The sequence below is a fragment of the Pseudomonas sp. KBS0707 genome (assembly GCF_005937945.2).
Lineage (GTDB): Bacteria > Pseudomonadota > Gammaproteobacteria > Pseudomonadales > Pseudomonadaceae > Aquipseudomonas > Aquipseudomonas amygdali.
Map to the genome: position 1 here is coordinate 3,675,878 of NZ_CP041754.1, position 16,083 is coordinate 3,691,960.

The following is a 16,083-nucleotide window of genomic DNA, read 5'->3' on the forward strand; positions in this document are numbered from 1 at the left end:
CGCATCCGTTATTAATGGCTGAGTACCGCAGGTTCGAAAACGGGCGTCGGGCATGCCTATGCGCACTTGAGTCACGACAGTTTGGCAGAGGTACCCCTCGTTCCTCACGCACCGTTTGGGAATGCAGTTCGTGACGCTCTGCGTCATACGGCGGTTCTGTTATTTCAGGTGGATTGAGGTTCGGCTCAGGTCACCTTTGCGCCCTTACGGCGCCTTACTTTGAGGGACCAAAGTAGGCAAAGTCCCCGCTCCTGTTTCCGGCCCGACTTCGTCGGGTTCCTTCGCCCTGTCACTGATCCGGGGGTCGCCGCAACGGGCCATCCATGGCCCGGTGCGGCTAGCCTGGCGTCCTGCCAGGCTACCCCCGGATCAGCGCCAGGACTCAGCCGTCACTAACGTCGCACTCTGCGTCGTCAGTGCCATCGTGATTGAAAAGCGCTTTGCCTGGACTCGGCCCATTGCTGAATCAATTAACTAGGCGTTAAATAGCTGTTCAAACGATATGCAGCACCATAATTCCAATAATTACAGAAGGACCACCACCATGAAATCCCTTCCCCTGCTCGTGGGCCTCGGTGCCCTCACAGCCGCTTCCAGTGTGTTTGCCTGGGATTACGTGCTGCTCGATACCGACAAGGCTGCGCAGAATCAGCAGATCACCAGTCAGCAACTGGGCGTCAAGACCGACAAGCCGTTCACTGTCACGATGCGAACCCTGCACGGCGGTCGTCAGGAAGGCGTGAGCATCATTGATATCGATAACGGCACAATGAAGATTTCAGTGGTGCCTACCCGCGGCATGAACGTGCTGCAGGCGTCGGTGGGTGATGTACGCATGGGTTGGGATTCGCCAGTCAAGGATGTGGTCAATCCGGCGTTTATCGAACTCAATGGCCGCGGCGGGCTGGGCTGGCTGGAGGGTTTCAACGAACTGGTGACCCGTTGCGGATACGAGTGGGTGGGCCACCCGGGCATGGACAATGGCGAACTGCTGACCCTGCACGGTCGCGCTGCCAACATTCCGGCCAGCAAAGTGACGCTGCAGATCGACGAAAAGCCGCCTTACGCGATCCGCCTAAAGGGTGAATTGAAGGAGCAGGCGTTCAAGAAGGTCGACTTTTCAGTGCAAACCGAACTGGTCACCGAGCCAGGCAGCACGAGCTTTTCGCTCAACGATACGCTGACCAACAATGGCGATTATCAGAAAGAATACCAGGCGCTGTACCACAGTAACTTCAGCACACCGTTCCTTGAGCAAGGGGCGCGCTTCGAAGCACCGGTCAAGCAGGTTTCACCGTTCAACGAGAAAGCCAAGGGTGATCTGGGCGATTGGCAGACCTACCGTGCGCCGACGCCGGATTACGACGAAACGGTCTACAACGTCGTGCCTTATGGCGATGCCAAGGGCGATACGCTGACCGTGCTGCACAACAAGGCGGGCAACCTGGGTGTGTCGGTCGGTTTCAATACCAGGCAGTTGCCGGTGTTCTCACTGTGGAAAAACACTGACACCAAAGGTCAGGGTTACGTGACCGGGCTGGAACCGGGCACCAGCTTCTCGTACAACCGCCGTTTCCAGCGCCCGCTGAATCTGGTACCGACCATAGCGCCCAAAGAGCAACGTCAGTTCCAGATCAGCTACAGCCTGCTGGCTGACAAGGGCGCGGTCGACAAGGCGCTTGGCCAGGTCAAGAGCATTCAGGACGGTCGCGAGACTGAGGTGCGCAAAGAGCCGCTGGTGGATCTGACCAAGGAGCAATGATCCTCATCCGACGTTTTAAACGCAGCGGTGAAACAGGGCCGGATGTCGACGCAAGCCATTGTGTCGACATCCGGCCCTGCTTGTTCCTGAGGTAAAAAATTCTCACAACACTTGAGGGTTTCGCCTGTCTACACCCTCTCACCCTTCGAAGACGAGCATGCACATGAAAATCCTGATGGTTTTGACATCCCATGACCAACTGGGCGACACCGGCAAGAAAACCGGTTTCTGGCTCGAAGAGTTCGTCGCTCCGTATTACGCATTCAAAGAGGCCGGGGCCGACGTTACGCTGGTCTCTCCGAAAGGCGGTCAACCACCGCTGGACCCGAAAAGCGATGAGCCTGACGCTCAGACCGACGACACCAAGCGCTTCTCCAAAGATGCCGATGCGCAGAAAGCGCTCGCCAATACGGGCCTTCTGTCTGGCGTCAATGCGGCCGATTTCGATGCCGTGTTCTACCCGGGCGGTCACGGCCCGCTGTGGGACCTGGCTGAAGACAAGGACTCCATCGCGCTGATCGAGGCCTTTGCCAAGGCAGACAAGCCGCATGGAATGGTCTGCCACGCACCCGGCGTATTGCGTCACGTAAAAGCGTCGGACGGTCAACCGCTGGTCAAGGGCCGCCGCGTCACCGGCTTCACCAATGGCGAAGAAGAGGCCGTTGGCCTGACCAATGTCGTGCCTTTCCTGGTTGAAGACACGCTCAAGGAACTAGGCGGTGACTACTCCAAGGGCGAGGACTGGGGCGTCTACGTGCTGACCGATGGCAAGCTGGTGACTGGCCAGAACCCGGCCAGCTCTGCGCAGGCGGCCAAAGACCTGATCACTCTGTTGAGCTGATCGATGTGCGCGGTTCAGCGTCCGACACTAACAGCACCGGACAATGAACCGCGCGTCATTTAAATCGAATCTTGCACCCGCCACACTGACCAATAACCACATCCCCCGACAAAAAGGAATACGGTCATGGCAGATGAATCCAAACGCGAAGACCTCGAGCACAAACCGGAAAACGCCGGCAAGGTGGGCGAGAAGAACAAACAGCTCAATCAACAGGGCGAGCAACCGCGGCCTGGTACTTCGCCAGATCCGCAGAAAGACAAGTCTGGCAACTGACCACGCGTCAGAGCAGACCGCGCTCGGCGCAGACCTTCACGACTTGCTCACGCAGCCAGCCACTGGCCTCGTCCTGATCGGCCTGGGCGCTCCACAGCATGTCCAGACTGAAACCAGGCAGATCCGGCGGCAGCTCGAACACGGCAATCCATGGCTCATTGCCCAGCAGGGTCTGAATGCGCCTTGGCAGCACCAGAATGAAATCTGTTCCCTCGAGCAATTGCAACGCCGCGCGGTAACTGTTCGCGCGCGCGACAATGTTGCGCTCCAGCCCCTGACGTTGCAGCCAGCCATCGACCATGTTGGTGCCGGACGTCCATGGCGTCGGGTACACATGGCGATGCCCGATGAAGGTCTGAATGTCGATCAGGGCGCTGAGCGGCGCGAATCGGGCGTCCATGACGCAGACCAGGTCATCTTCGAGCAACACTTGTGAAACCAGGCTGTCCGGGACTCGGTGAAAGCCCGGTCCGAAGCACAGGGCGAGGTCAAAACGACCATCGTTCAATTGCTCGGCGGGTAACTGCTTCTCAAGCTTCTGCACATTGACCGTTACCGAAAAGCCAGCGGCGACAAAGTCGCGCATCAGGTGCGGCAATACCAGTAGCTCGAAATACTCGGGGGCACATACCGTGAAGGTGGTTTGCCTGTGGATCGGATCAAACAGGCCCAGGCCGTCGTGACACAAATTGGCCGACTCGAGAATCTGCTGCACATGGGCGTGCATGGCCAATGCCTTGCGGGTCGGACGCATGCCATTGCGGGTGCAGATAAACAGATCGTCTTCGAAGTTGGCGCGCAGCTTTTTCAGGCAGTAGCTAACCGTTGACTGACTGACATGCAGCGCATCTGCGACCAGGGTCAGGTTGCGCTGTTCATACACCGAGACAAAGACCATCAGGTCCTGCATGTCCAGCTTTCTCAGGGCATTACTGTTGAGCATTGAGGCATCTCGCTGGCGCTGCGACCGGACGATCAGGTCCACGCGGACAAGATAGCATCAAAATGCAATCATGCCGCCCCCTCGCCAATAATGACCGGTTTGACGCCGGCGCTGCGCAGGTGCTCAGCATAGCATCGGGGATCGAGTCGCACCACCATCAACAGCATGATCGCGACCAACGCAATTAGTGACCACCATGCGCCTGCAAAGCTGCCCGTCAGGTCGCGGATTATTCCGGCAAACAGCGGCGACAGGCTGGCAATCAGATAACCCACGCCCTGCACGAATGCGGTCAGGCCGCCTGCCTGTCGAGGATCATCGGCATGGTCCATAGACACAATCAGGCTCATCGGAAACAAACCGCCGATCCCCAACCCCAGCAAACAGGTCCACAGCAGGCCCAGCCGCTGCGGCAGCAGAATCAGCCCGGCAAAACCGATCATCATCAACACCAGCAGCACCGCCAGCGCTACGCGTTTATCGCGACTGCGGTTAGCCAGCGCCGGAACCAGCAGACCCGATACGACCTCCATCAGGGTCAGAAAGCCCAGCAACAGACCGGCATCCTGCTCGCTCCAGCCGTTCTCCAGGTAATAAGGCGCAAGCCAGGCCAGTACGCAGGTATAGGACGCAGTACCGAGGCCGAAGAAAACTCCCAGCATCCAGGCCCGAGGTATACGGAAAAAAGCCTGCCGGGGCCCGGCAGCGTTTGAAGTGTCGACCTGTAACACGCGCCGCTGGGCGAACCAGACGCACACTGCCAACAGTGCCAGAAGCGACCACACCGCCAGACCAGCGCGCCAACTGCCGCTGCTGCTCATCACCAATGGGCTGAATGATGCGGCAAGGGCCGCGCCGCCCATGATCGCGGTTACGTACAGGCCCATGCACAATGAGACGTTGGCCTTGAAACGCGATTTGATCAATGCGGGCATCAGCGCCTGAATCAAGGCAATGCCAAGACCTGCCAGCACAGCACTGAAAATCAGTTCGACAGCAGAATCGAGAACCAGACGCGCCAGGGTTGCCAGGCCGATAAGCACCAGTGAAAGCAGGATGCTGCGATGCGTCCCCAGGTAACGCGCGATGCCGATGCCGAAAAACATCGCCAGCCCCATGGCCATGATCGGCAGCATGGTCAGCAATGACGCCATCCCGAAGCCCAGCGGCACCTCCAGGCGAATCGCCGCAAGCAACGGACCGACCGCCGCCATCGATGGGCGCAGGTTGAGCGCCACCAGTACGATACTGACCATCAACCCCATATTCCGAACCGCCGAGCTACGCACCTGCATACCGTCACCATTACTTTCGATGATCAGGATTAGGCCGGGCGCGTGCTCATATGACAAATCAAAATCTGGGTGCTGCTATTTAAAAATCAGTTCAGCAATGGCGCGGGCAGTTTCAGGCATTCTGCCGAGGACATTTGCAGTTCGTTACTCGGCCGTGCTGCTCGGGCTCGGGCTCGGGTTCAGGCTCGGCAACTTCATCGACGCCCAGCCACCATGTCAAACCGCGACACGGGTATTGCACATAGAACGGCTGGCCCATCACCGGCGTGGTGATCGAAACATTCTGCTCCCAGGCCAGCGCCAGGATGCGATCGAACGGTTCGTGCCAGGCGTGCATCGACAGGTCGAAGGTGCCGTTGTGAATCGGCAGCAACCAGCGACCACGCAGGTCCAGATGCGCCTGCAGCGTCTGCTCGGGTTGCATGTGCACATGCGGCCATTCGACGTTATAGGCCCCGGTTTCCATCAGTGTCAGGTCAAACGGTCCGTATTGCTCGCCGATGGTCTTGAAGCCATCGAAATAGCCGCTGTCGCCACTGAAAAAGATCCGCTGATCGCCGTCGATTATCACCCAGGACGCCCACAGGGTACGGTTGCTGTCGAGCAGCGTACGCCCGGAAAAATGCTGCGAAGGCGTAGCGACGAACTCGATGCCCGCCACTTCGGTGGACTGCCACCAGTCCAGTTGGCGGACCTTGTGCGCGGGTACGCCCCATTCAATCAGCGTATCGCCTACACCAAGTGGTGCCAGAAAATGCTCGGTCTTGTCGGTCAGCGCCTTGATCGCCATACGATCCAGATGGTCGTAGTGGTTGTGCGAAAGAATCACTGCCTTGATCGGTGGCAAATCTTCGAGGCTGATCGGCGGCTGATGAAAGCGCTGCGGCCCCGCCCACTGCACCGGCGACGCGCGCTCGGCAAACACGGGATCAGTCAGCCAGAACTGGTCGCGTAATTTGAGCAGGACCGTCGAATGCCCGAGGCGATACACCGTGTTGTTGGGCGCTGCCAGCAACTGCTGACGCGACAGCGGCTGCACCGGAATTTCGCCTGCGGGGCGCGTGTCCTTGGGCTTATTGAATGCCTGATCCCAGAAAATGCGGAGCGTTCGCAGCAGACTCGCCGGTTTCATCGTCGCGTGATTCCGATATCGCCCCTCATGACGGGACAGGACAGGCAGTGAAGAAGCATCCTTTTTCTGATGTGTCGAGGCCATGGTTTGCTGACTCCTGGGAACAGGTTGAGGCTCCAGCCGTGCATACTTTGTACGTGATCCCGTTGCAGGATGCTCGATGAAAGATATGTAACAGTGTTTTACACTACACGGTGTAGTTTTAAGCTTGCATGATTCTTGGCAACAAGTAAACTGCTGAGTGTAACTTTCTCTAAACGTCCGTTTGAAGCGAACCTATGACCGCACCCATGCGCCTCACCGATCAGAAACGCGAATCCATCGTCCAGGCAGCTATTGCCGAATTTGGCGATCGTGGTTTCGAGGTCACCAGCATGGACCGCATCGCTGCTCGGGCCGAGGTGTCCAAACGCACGGTCTACAACCATTTCCCCAGCAAGGAAGAGCTGTTCGCCGAGATGCTGCAGCGTCTGTGGAGCTGTGCCCCGCCGCAATCGGAAGTGATTTATCACCCCAATGTCAGTCTGCGCGAGCAACTTCGAGACCTGCTGTGGGGCAAGATGCGCAACCTCACCAACAGTAACTTTCTCGATCTGGCGCGTGTCGTGGTGGGCGCGACCATTCACTCGCCCGAGCGTGCTCAAGTGTGGATGGCCCGTATCAATGAGCGCGAAGAAACCTTCAGCGCGTGGATCCGGGCGGCCCAGAAAGGCGGTCGCCTGAAGCCTGTCGACCCCGGTTTTGCAGCGACGCAGATGCACGCGTTGCTCAAGTCGTTCGCATTCTGGCCACAGGTAACCTTCAATGCCGCACTGCTCAACTCTCAGGAGCAAAGTGATGTGATCGAGTCGGCGTTGAACATGTTTCTGGGCTGGTACGAAGTGACTCCCTGAGGCTTCTGATCCGGTTTTTCAGTCGAGTACTACGCCCCGGCACTCGCCAAAGCCAATCGACACCTGCCCTTCCCGATGACAACGGGCACGCAGGATGACCTCGTCGCCAGCTTCCAGGAATATGCGTTTTTCACCGTTGGGTAACGCCACTGACTGCTTGCCGCCTGCGGTCATCTCCAGCAGGCTGCCGTACTGACCTGTCTGAGGGCCGGACAGCGTACCGGTGCCAAGCAGGTCGCCCGGTTGCAGCTTGCAACCGTTGACGCTGTGGTGCGCGACCATCTGCGCCACGGTCCAGTACATGTTCAGCGAGTTGCTCAGACCCAACCGGAAAGGCTCCAGCCCCTCGGCCTTCATCTGCGCGGTCAGCAGCAGCACTTCCAGCTCGATGTCCAGCGCGCCACCCTGCTGATCATTCTGATCAAGCAAGTACGGCAGCGGCTGAGGATCGCCCTCCGGACGTGCTGGCTGAGCGCTGCGGAAGGGTATCAGCGCTTCGGCGGTTACCACCCAGGGCGAGATCGTCGTGGCAAAGCTCTTGGACAGAAACGGTCCCAGCGGCTGGTACTCCCACGCTTGAATGTCACGCGCCGACCAGTCGTTGAGCAGGCAAAAACCGGCGATGTGCTCCGCGGCGCGGTCAATCGCGATGGCATCGCCCTGCGCATTCCCCGGCCCGATCCACACACCCAGCTCCAGTTCGTAATCCAGGCGTTTGCAGGGACCGAAAACGGGAACGTCCTGACCCGGCGCAAGGGTCTGCCCATTGGGCCGCCGGACCGGCGTACCGGATGTACAGAGGGTCGATGCCCGGCCGTGGTAGCCAATCGGCACATATTTGTAGTTGGGCAGCAGCGGATTGTCCGGACGGAACAGCTTTCCGACGTTCAGCGCATGGTGAATACCAACGTAGAAGTCAGAATAATCACCTACCCGCGCCGGCATGTGCAGGCTGCACTCGCTCATCGGCAGCAGCAAACCTGCAACGGCCTGCATACTGTCACGTTGCGGGTTGTCCGCATCCAGCAGTTGCAGCAATGCGCTGCGCAATGCCTGACGTGCTGGAGCGCCCAGTGCAAAGAAATCGTTGAGCTGGTCACGGCTGGCCACTTCGGCAGCTTCAGCGGCCTGCCCGTGAAAAACCCCCGCGGCTGTTGCTGCGCGCAGATCGACAATCAGATCGCCAATCGCCACGCCACCACGCGGGCCGGTAGTGCCATGGCTGAACACACCCAGCGGCAGGTTCTGCAACGGAAAATCAGCGTGCTCGTTGGCCGATGCCACCCAGCTACGACGATTGAGAGAGCCAGTCATCGGCGCGGTTCCTTGTTGAATGTCCTGGTCATGTCGTTCCAGCAGGCATCGTAATCGGCTTGCAGTTGCGGGCAGCCGAGCGCGTGGCGGCTGGGACGCAATACCTTGCCGGTCTCGAACATGAAGGCCATGGTGTTTTCGATTTTGTGCGGTTTCAGCTCGGCAGCAATGGCCTTTTCTGCCGTGACATTATCCGGGCCGTGCGCGCTCATGCAGTTGTGCAGCGAGGCGCCCCCGGGCATGAAGCCTTCAGCCTTGGCGTCGTAAGCGCCATCGATCAGGCCCATGAATTCGTTCATCAGGTTGCGGTGGAACCACGGCGGGCGAAAGGTATTTTCCGCCACCATCCAGCGCGGCGGGAATATAACGAAATCGATATTGGCCTGGCCGTGGGCGGCACCTGGTGAAGTCAACACAGTGAAAATCGATGGGTCCGGGTGATCGTAACTGACCGTACCGATGGTGTTGAAACGCCGCAGATCATACTTGTACGCAACGTTGTTACCGTGCCAGCCCACCACATCAAAGGGTGAATGCTCCAGGTGTGTCGACCACAGTTCACCAAGGAACTTCTGCACCAGCTCCACCGGTTGCTGATTGTCTTCAAACCAGGCCACTGGCGTCAGAAAATCACGTGGATTGGCCAGCCCGTTACTGCCGATCGGACCAAGCTCAGGAAGGCGCAAGGCGCAACCGTGGTTCTCGCAGATGTAACCGCGGGCGCTGCTGTCGAGCAGTTGCACGCGAAACTTCATGCCTCGCGGCAAGACGGCGATTTCCAGCGGCTCGATGTCCAGCAGACCTAATTCGGTGATGATTCTGAGTCGCCCCTGTTGCGGCACAATCAACCATTCGCCATCGGCGCTGAAAAACGCACGCTGCATCGAAGTGTTGGCTGCGTATACGTAGACGCTCACACCGTCTGCCTGATCCGCCGCCGAGGTACTCGCCAAAGGGATCAGGCCGTCAATGAAATCGACAGGCTCTGCGGGGATATCGAAGGCGTTCCAGCGCAGCCGGTTGGGGTTGATCGGGCCCTGCTCCTGACCGGCGATCTGCCGACCCATGCGTTGGTAACGCGGATGGGCCGCCGAAGGTTTGATGCGATACAACCAGGTACGCCGGGCTTCGCTGCGCGCGACCGTGAAGGCAGTACCCGAGAACTGCTCGGCATAAAGCCCCAGCGGGTGCTTCTGCGGAGAGTTCTGGCCAATCGGCAATGCTCCGGGCAGCGCCTCGCTGCTGAACTGGTTGCCAAAGCCCGACTGATAAGCCAATGCGTCGGAACGGGAGTGGATAGCCATCTGGACCTCTTGTTGTTATGGGGTCGGGCAGAGACGAGTGAAACATCATTTAACGTGAAACGATTACGCATAACGTAATTTGAGTTTGCCAGCCGGTCAAGCTATAAAGCTGCCTTTCCCGATCGGCGCACAGCACCCATGACTCAGGACATCGAAAGCCCGACAGGCGGACGTCAGCAAAAGGTTCAGGCCGCCGAAGTTGGGCTGGGCGTGCTCAAGGCGCTGGCCGATCTGTCGCCCTCCACTTCCCTGTCGAAACTGGCCGAGCATCTGGGCATGCCTGCCAGCAAGGTTCATCGTTATCTACAAGCGCTGATTGCCAGTGGCTTTGCCGAGCAGGATGCTGTCAACAATCACTACGGGCTGGGGCGCGAAGCGTTGCTGGTCGGGCTGGCCTCACTCGGCAAACTGGACGTGCTGAAAGTATCGGCGCCGTGGCTGGCCAGCCTGCGTGATGAACTGAACCAGACGTGCTTCCTGGCGGTATGGGGCAACAAAGGGCCGACCGTGGTGTATGTCGAAGCGTCGATGGGCGCAGTGACGCTGGTGACGCAAATCGGCTCGGTGCTGCCGTTGCTCGGCTCGTCTACCGGCCTGGTATTCGACAGCTTTCTGAACGAGCGCGAAACCGCTGCGCTTCGCGAGCAGGAAGTGCCTTTGCTGAGTGCTGACCAGTTGCGCGACGTCAAGCTGCATATCGAGCAGATCCGTACGACGGGCGTCCACCAGATTCAGGGCTTGCTGATGCCGGGCATAAACGCCGCCTCTTCGCCGCTGTTCGCCATGGGCAACAAGCTGGTAGGCGTGATCACCGTGGTCGGGCCGGGATCGGTGTTGAACGACGAGACGCAGAATCTGGCGGCCAGGCGGCTTTTGCAAACGGCGCAGGCCATCAGCGAGCGTATGGGCGGTAGCCGTCCGTCAAACTGACTCAGGAAGAGGCGGTTGATACCCAGGCAAAATGGCTCACTCCATGCCAGCCGTGAATCAGCCGACCTTCGACGCGGTTACGCCCTCTGGTTTTGGCCAGGTAAAGCAGCCGATCCCCTTCCGCCAACGCGGCGGTATGTCCATCCTTCTCTGCTGCGTTGATCGACACCACGCCCGAGCTGATGGTCAGTTTGCCCAGCGGGCTGGCCGAGTGCTCTATACGATTGGTTTCAACGGATGATCTGATTTTTTCCGCGATCTTCAGCGCCCCTGCCAGGTCGGTTTCAGGCAGCAGAATGACAAACTCTTCGCCGCCGTAACGTGCCGCGATATCCCCAGCCCGGTCAAGACTGTTGCCTATGAGCCCAGCCACTTGCTTCAGGCAGTCGTCTCCCTGCAGATGACCGTAGGTGTCGTTGTATTGTTTGAACCAGTCAATATCCAGCAGAATGATTGCGATAGTTGCAGTATTCCGGCTCGCCCGCCCCCACTCCTGCTGCAAGGCCGCATCGAAGCAGCGTCGATTGGCCAGGTGCGTGAGGCTGTCCGTGTGAGCGATGATCTCCAGCTCGTTCCTGGCGATGTTCAGTTCACCTTCCGCATTGATCAACTGCTGGATTTGCCGGTACAGCAGGACGCCAAGCAAAACCAGCGCAAGGATAATAATGCCGGTGATGGTCATGGACCGGCGTGCGTAGGCCCACCAGGGCGCGAACACATGCTGACAGGAGACGCCTGCAGCGGCGACGATCGGCAACCCGGACACCCGCCGATAGGCGTAGATCCTTTCCACCCCGTCCACCACGGAGTTGATCAACGCGGTGCCGCTGTCGCTGTAGGGCAGATAGCGAGTGAAGATATCGCCCTTGGCGACATTGGTGGTCATCAGTGCGGTTAATGTGGGGCGCCGCGCCAGCAGGTCGCCATTGTTCAGAGCGAGAAAGATCACCCCCTTGTCGTCTACATCCATGCGCTGGAAAAAAGCCTGGAAATAAGCCACCGGTACGGTGGCCAGTGCAACGCCAGCAAAACTGCCATCCGCAGCATTGATACGCCGACTGACCGGGATGACCATATCCCCGGTATTACGGCTTTCTACGATAGACCCTACATGAATGGACGGGTCAGGGTTATCGCGATGGTAAATGAAGTAATCGCGGTCTTCGTTGTTTCTGGTGTGCACGCCGTTGGCAAAGGAATTGGCGACCCAGTTGCCCTGAGCATCGTAGATGAACAACCCCTGAAGCCCTTTGACGTTTATCAGGTCTTGAGCCATCAGCCTGGTCAAGCGGCTTTGCTGCTGGCCTGCGACCCCGTCCTGTTCCACACGCTCGACAAGGTCACGCAGCGTATTGTCAGCCTGTTGCAGGGTGTCCTGAGCCTGCTGCTCAGCGGCAAGCACGATATTGGACACCGCAATCCTGGCGGTGGCCGCGCGCTCGAGCTTCGACTGGTTCATCTGCCAGACGGTAGCCAGGGCCAGCGATAGACAAACCAGGGCAATGAAGCCGATCAACGCTTTGCTGAGCGCCGAAGGTGTAAGCCTCGTCGAAATAAAGGAAAGCCGTTTCATAGGGTTGTCATCAAATTGGCAGTGAACCCCGGCATGCAGTTTCCATACCTTAGCGCCACTAACCCGAACACGTTGTTACACCGAGGTCACGCGGGGCTTAGTTGAATGAATGCCCCGCAGGCTAGTTGCTCAAGAAGTCATTACAAGTATTCGGTTTTTTGACGATACAGCTTCTAGGCTGCTAGAGACAGCTACCGATACACTACTGTGAGAGGTGCTGCAATGTATCGAACTTTGCTTTTCCGGCATGGCGCAAGCGCGTGTTGGCAGGGTGTTTTCACCGATGCCGGCACAGCGGCATTGTACATCGATCGCTTCGCGTTTCAGGCGCGATCAGCTTATAGCGATGACCTCAAATGAGTACTTACCCAGTCGGCGATGACGACGAAGAGCGTATTCGGATTTTGAATGCTTTTTCGTTGATGGATACCCCACCTGAGCACGAATACGATCAGATCGTGCAAATGGCATCGCGGATTTTCGATGTGCCCATTGTGCTGATTTCGCTGGTTCATCGCGATCGGCAATTCTTCAAGGCGCGTATCGGCCTCGATGTCTGCGAAACGGGCCGTGACGTCTCATTCTGTAATTTTGCGCTCATGGGCCGTAACGTTTTTCTGGTGCCTGATGCATTGCAGGATGAGAGGTTCAGCTCAAATGCCTTGGTAGTAGGCGCTCCCTATATTCGCTTTTATGCCGGGGCGCCGCTGATAACCGCCAGCGGTCATGTGCTGGGCAGCCTGTGCCTGATCGACAATAAACCTCGGGAGACTTTCTCGCAGCGAGATCAATTGGTTCTTCAGGATCTGGCGGTCATAGTCATCGAAAGAATGGAGTTGCGTCGGCTTGCGCTTGAGAATGAAGACAGCCACGCCCGCTTCATGAATATCACCTCGACTTCACCCGACGCGATTATCTGCTCGGACAGCAAAAACCGGATCATCTCATGGAACAACTCGGCCGAGCTCATTTTCGGGCATCGATCCGAGGACGCCATGGGAAAGCCTCTCGACATTATTATTCCGCCCGAAATGCGCTCCAGGCATCATGCAGGTTTGTCGAGGGTGGCGTCAGGCGGCCCTACATTCATTATCGGAAAATCCATTAACCTGACGGCCATACATCGCGACGGTCATACAATCCCGATCGAGCTTTCGCTCTCACAATGGACGTATGCCGGCGAGCCACAATTCGGGGCGATCATTCGTGACGTCACCCAGCGTGTCGAGGCGGACAAATTACTCAAGCATGCGGCTGAATACGATCATCTGACCGGGCTTGCCAATCGATCGACACTCAAAAGGCGGATCAAGGAGGCGTGCGATGCGCAGCTGCCAGCAGCTATCCTGCTGATCGATCTGGACGGTTTCAAGGACGTCAACGACACGCTGGGCCACGCTGCGGGTGATTTTGTGCTCAAGGTGACCTCTCAGCGTCTTCGCGAACACGTACCGGCCTGCCATATGGTCGCCCGTCTGGGCGGCGATGAGTTTGTCGTGTTCCTGTCAGACACGGCAGACCCTGACAACGCAACCAGGCTGGGCCTGGCGCTCATAGCGGTCATCGAGGAACCGATTGAGTTTGAAGACAATTCAATCTATATCGGTGCCAGCATCGGCGTCTCCGTAAGGTCCGGCTCCGACTACGACGAGGAGCAAATGCTCGGCAATGCGGATCTGGCGCTCTACCAGGCCAAGTCTGACGGACGCTCCCTTGTTCGCACCTTCACCTCCGAGCATCGACAGACCGCGTCAAGAAGAGGCGCGCTCAGCTCATCGATGCGTCAGGCGTGGGCCAACAAAGAGTTCGAGCTGTACTACCAGCCTCAGGTACGACTTGCGGACGGTCGTATTACCGGAGCCGAAGCCCTTATACGCTGGAACCATCCGACACTGGGTGTGGTGTCTCCGGCGGTTTTTCTACCTGCACTGGAAGCGGGTCTTCTCGCGGTACCGGTGGGCGAATGGATCCTGCGCTCAGCTTGTGAGCAGGCAGCGCAATGGCGAAACACCGGCTGTGACGAATTTCGCATCGGCGTCAATCTGTTCGCCGCTCAGTTTCGCATGCGTGACTTTGCCGAAATGGTTGAAAGTGCGCTTGAAGACTTTTCCTTGCCGGCACACTCACTCGAGCTGGAGATCACGGAAAACATCATCCTGCGAAACGAACAACGCATTATGGAACCGTTGCGCCACCTTCGCTCATTGGGTGTGGGCATTGCATTCGACGATTTCGGTACCGGCTATGCGTCCCTGAGCCTGCTGAAAGACTATCCGGTGACACGGCTGAAAATTGACCGCTCATTCGTAAGTGGCGTGGAGCGCAGCAAGAAAGACGAAGTCATCATTGAGGCCGTTATCAGGCTGGCGAACGGCTTCAATCTCCAGGTCACGGCAGAAGGCATAGAAACCCGCGAGCAGGAAAGTCTGATGCGCCATTATGTGTGCGACGAGGGTCAGGGCTATTTGTATGGTCGTCCCATGCCAGCGCATGAATTTACCGAGCGTTATATCTCGTCTCTCAATCGGCAGGCTGACGTGCTCAAGCACAAATGACTCAGAACGAGCCTGAGCAGGCTCGTCTGATCGCAAGGCGGACACTTCCGGTTATCGCTCAATCCGGCGTCAGTACGCCACGCTGTATCTGGTCACGCTCGATGGATTCGAACAGCGCCTTGAAGTTGCCTTCGCCAAACCCGTCGTCGCCCTTGCGCTGAATGAATTCGAAAAACACCGGGCCCATCAGCGTTGCGGAGAATATCTGCAACAGCAAGCGACGCTCGCCGCCTTCGGAAAAGCCATCGAGCAGAATACCGCGTGACTTGAGCTCGGCCTCCGGCTCACCGTGATCGGGCAGTCTTCCCTGAAGCATTTCGTAGTAAGTATCCGGCGGCGCCGTCATGAAACGCATGCCGGTTGTCTTCAGCGCGTCCCAGGTCTTGATCAGGTCATCGGTAAAGAACGCTACATGCTGAATGCCTTCGCCGTTGAACTGCATCAGAAACTCTTCGATCTGCCCGGCGCCCTTGGACGACTCTTCGTTCAGGGGAATGCGGATCATGCCATCCGGGGCGGTCATGGCCTTTGAGGTCAGACCGGTGTATTCGCCCTTGATGTCGAAATAGCGCAGCTCGCGGAAGTTGAACAGCTTTTCATAGAACCCTGCCCAGTACGCCATGCGCCCGCGATACACGTTGTGGGTCAGGTGATCGATGAATTTAAGGCCGGCACCGACCGGGTGGCGATCAACGCCTTCGATGAAGTTGAAGTCGATGTCGTAAATCGAGGTGCCTTCACCGAAACGGTCGATCAGGTACAGCGGCGCGCCACCGATGCCCTTGATGGCGGGCAAGCGCAATTCCATGGGGCCGGTGGCGATTTCCAGCGGTTGTGCGCCCAGTTCAAGTGCCCGGTTGTAGGCCTTTTGCGCGTCTTTCACGCGGAACGCCATGCCGCACACCGAAGGGCCATGTTCGGCGGCAAAGTATGAGGCCAGACTGTGCGGCTCGTTGTTGAGGATCAGGTTGATCGCGCCCTGACGATACAGGGTCACGTCCTTGGAGCGATGGGTTGCGACTTTGGTGAAACCCATCATCTGAAACACAGGCTCCAGGCTGTTGGGGGTCGGTGACGCGAATTCGATGAATTCAAAGCCCATCAGGCCCATGGGGTTTTCGTAGAGATCAGCCATGACTGGCTCCTTGCAGGAAAAGTGAGAGTGGTTAAACCAGCGCAATCACTGTCCTGCGGGCGGCGCACACGGGATCCCTCGCACGCTGCGCGCGAGAAAATCACCGAATATCAGTTGCAGACCAAGAATC

Annotated in this window: 13 protein-coding genes; 6 read left to right on the forward strand and 7 right to left on the reverse strand. The window is 58.1% G+C overall.

The genetic code is table 11. The features are described from left to right. The first annotated feature begins 544 nt into the window (after positions 1-544). From FFH21_RS17235 to FFH21_RS17245, 3 genes are all read left to right on the forward strand, one after another. A complete protein-coding gene (locus tag FFH21_RS17235; protein WP_011169020.1) occupies positions 545-1,762 on the forward strand; it encodes an aldose 1-epimerase family protein in 1,218 nt (405 codons plus the stop codon). A gap of 163 nt (positions 1,763-1,925) precedes the next feature. Then, positions 1,926-2,603: a type 1 glutamine amidotransferase domain-containing protein gene (locus FFH21_RS17240; protein WP_004656955.1), complete on the forward strand. Its 678-nt coding sequence runs from the start codon at positions 1,926-1,928 to the stop codon at positions 2,601-2,603. Between the two features lie 126 nt (positions 2,604-2,729). Beyond that, positions 2,730-2,879 (forward strand): hypothetical protein, encoded by a 150-nt coding sequence (locus tag FFH21_RS17245; protein WP_004656957.1) that lies wholly within the window; start codon positions 2,730-2,732, stop codon positions 2,877-2,879. 7 nt (positions 2,880-2,886) lie between these two features. Here FFH21_RS17245 and FFH21_RS17250 read toward each other — a convergent pair whose 3' ends face one another. The 3 genes from FFH21_RS17250 to FFH21_RS17260 all read right to left on the reverse strand — a co-directional run bounded on the left by FFH21_RS17250 (position 2,887) and on the right by FFH21_RS17260 (position 6,333). Then, positions 2,887-3,822 (reverse strand): LysR family transcriptional regulator, encoded by a 936-nt coding sequence (locus FFH21_RS17250; RefSeq protein WP_011169021.1) that lies wholly within the window; start codon positions 3,820-3,822, stop codon positions 2,887-2,889. A 68-nt stretch (positions 3,823-3,890) separates the two neighbouring features. Further along, entirely contained in the window at positions 3,891-5,117 is a 1,227-nt protein-coding gene (locus FFH21_RS17255) for a cyanate transporter (RefSeq protein WP_011169022.1), read from the reverse strand. A gap of 112 nt (positions 5,118-5,229) precedes the next feature. Then, on the reverse strand, positions 5,230-6,333 hold the full coding sequence (locus FFH21_RS17260; RefSeq protein WP_011169023.1) for an MBL fold metallo-hydrolase: 1,104 nt from the start codon (positions 6,331-6,333) through the stop codon (positions 5,230-5,232). Positions 6,334-6,527: 194 nt separating this feature from the next. Here FFH21_RS17260 and FFH21_RS17265 point away from each other — a divergent pair, with 194 nt between their 5' ends. After that, positions 6,528-7,142 carry a TetR/AcrR family transcriptional regulator gene (locus FFH21_RS17265; RefSeq protein ID WP_004656967.1) on the forward strand — a complete coding sequence of 205 codons (615 nt, stop codon included), beginning with the start codon at positions 6,528-6,530 and terminating at the stop codon, positions 7,140-7,142. Between the two features lie 18 nt (positions 7,143-7,160). Here FFH21_RS17265 and fahA read toward each other — a convergent pair whose 3' ends face one another. Beyond that, positions 7,161-8,456 (reverse strand): fumarylacetoacetase, encoded by a 1,296-nt coding sequence (fahA, locus tag FFH21_RS17270; RefSeq protein WP_004656969.1) that lies wholly within the window; start codon positions 8,454-8,456, stop codon positions 7,161-7,163. Continuing rightward, positions 8,453-9,760, reverse strand: coding sequence for a homogentisate 1,2-dioxygenase (gene hmgA / locus FFH21_RS17275; protein ID WP_004665771.1), 1,308 nt, complete (start codon positions 9,758-9,760; stop codon positions 8,453-8,455). The genes fahA and hmgA overlap by 4 nt, the downstream gene beginning before the upstream one ends. Positions 9,761-9,898: 138 nt before the next feature. On the opposite strand from hmgA, the gene FFH21_RS17280 reads away from it, so the two are divergent. After that, complete coding sequence (locus tag FFH21_RS17280) at positions 9,899-10,690, forward strand: IclR family transcriptional regulator (RefSeq protein WP_004656974.1); 792 nt, start codon at positions 9,899-9,901, stop codon at positions 10,688-10,690. A 1-nt stretch (position 10,691) separates the two neighbouring features. Here the strand turns inward: FFH21_RS17280 and FFH21_RS17285 are convergent, their stop codons facing one another. Continuing rightward, positions 10,692-12,263 (reverse strand): sensor domain-containing diguanylate cyclase, encoded by a 1,572-nt coding sequence (locus FFH21_RS17285; protein ID WP_011169024.1) that lies wholly within the window; start codon positions 12,261-12,263, stop codon positions 10,692-10,694. A 356-nt stretch (positions 12,264-12,619) separates the two neighbouring features. Here FFH21_RS17285 and FFH21_RS17290 point away from each other — a divergent pair, with 356 nt between their 5' ends. Continuing rightward, positions 12,620-14,818, forward strand: a complete 2,199-nt coding sequence (locus FFH21_RS17290) for a bifunctional diguanylate cyclase/phosphodiesterase (RefSeq protein WP_011169025.1) — start codon at positions 12,620-12,622, stop codon at positions 14,816-14,818. A gap of 58 nt (positions 14,819-14,876) precedes the next feature. Here FFH21_RS17290 and hppD read toward each other — a convergent pair whose 3' ends face one another. Then, positions 14,877-15,953 (reverse strand): 4-hydroxyphenylpyruvate dioxygenase, encoded by a 1,077-nt coding sequence (gene hppD / locus FFH21_RS17295; RefSeq protein WP_004656979.1) that lies wholly within the window; start codon positions 15,951-15,953, stop codon positions 14,877-14,879. Between the last annotated feature and the right edge of the window lie 130 nt (positions 15,954-16,083).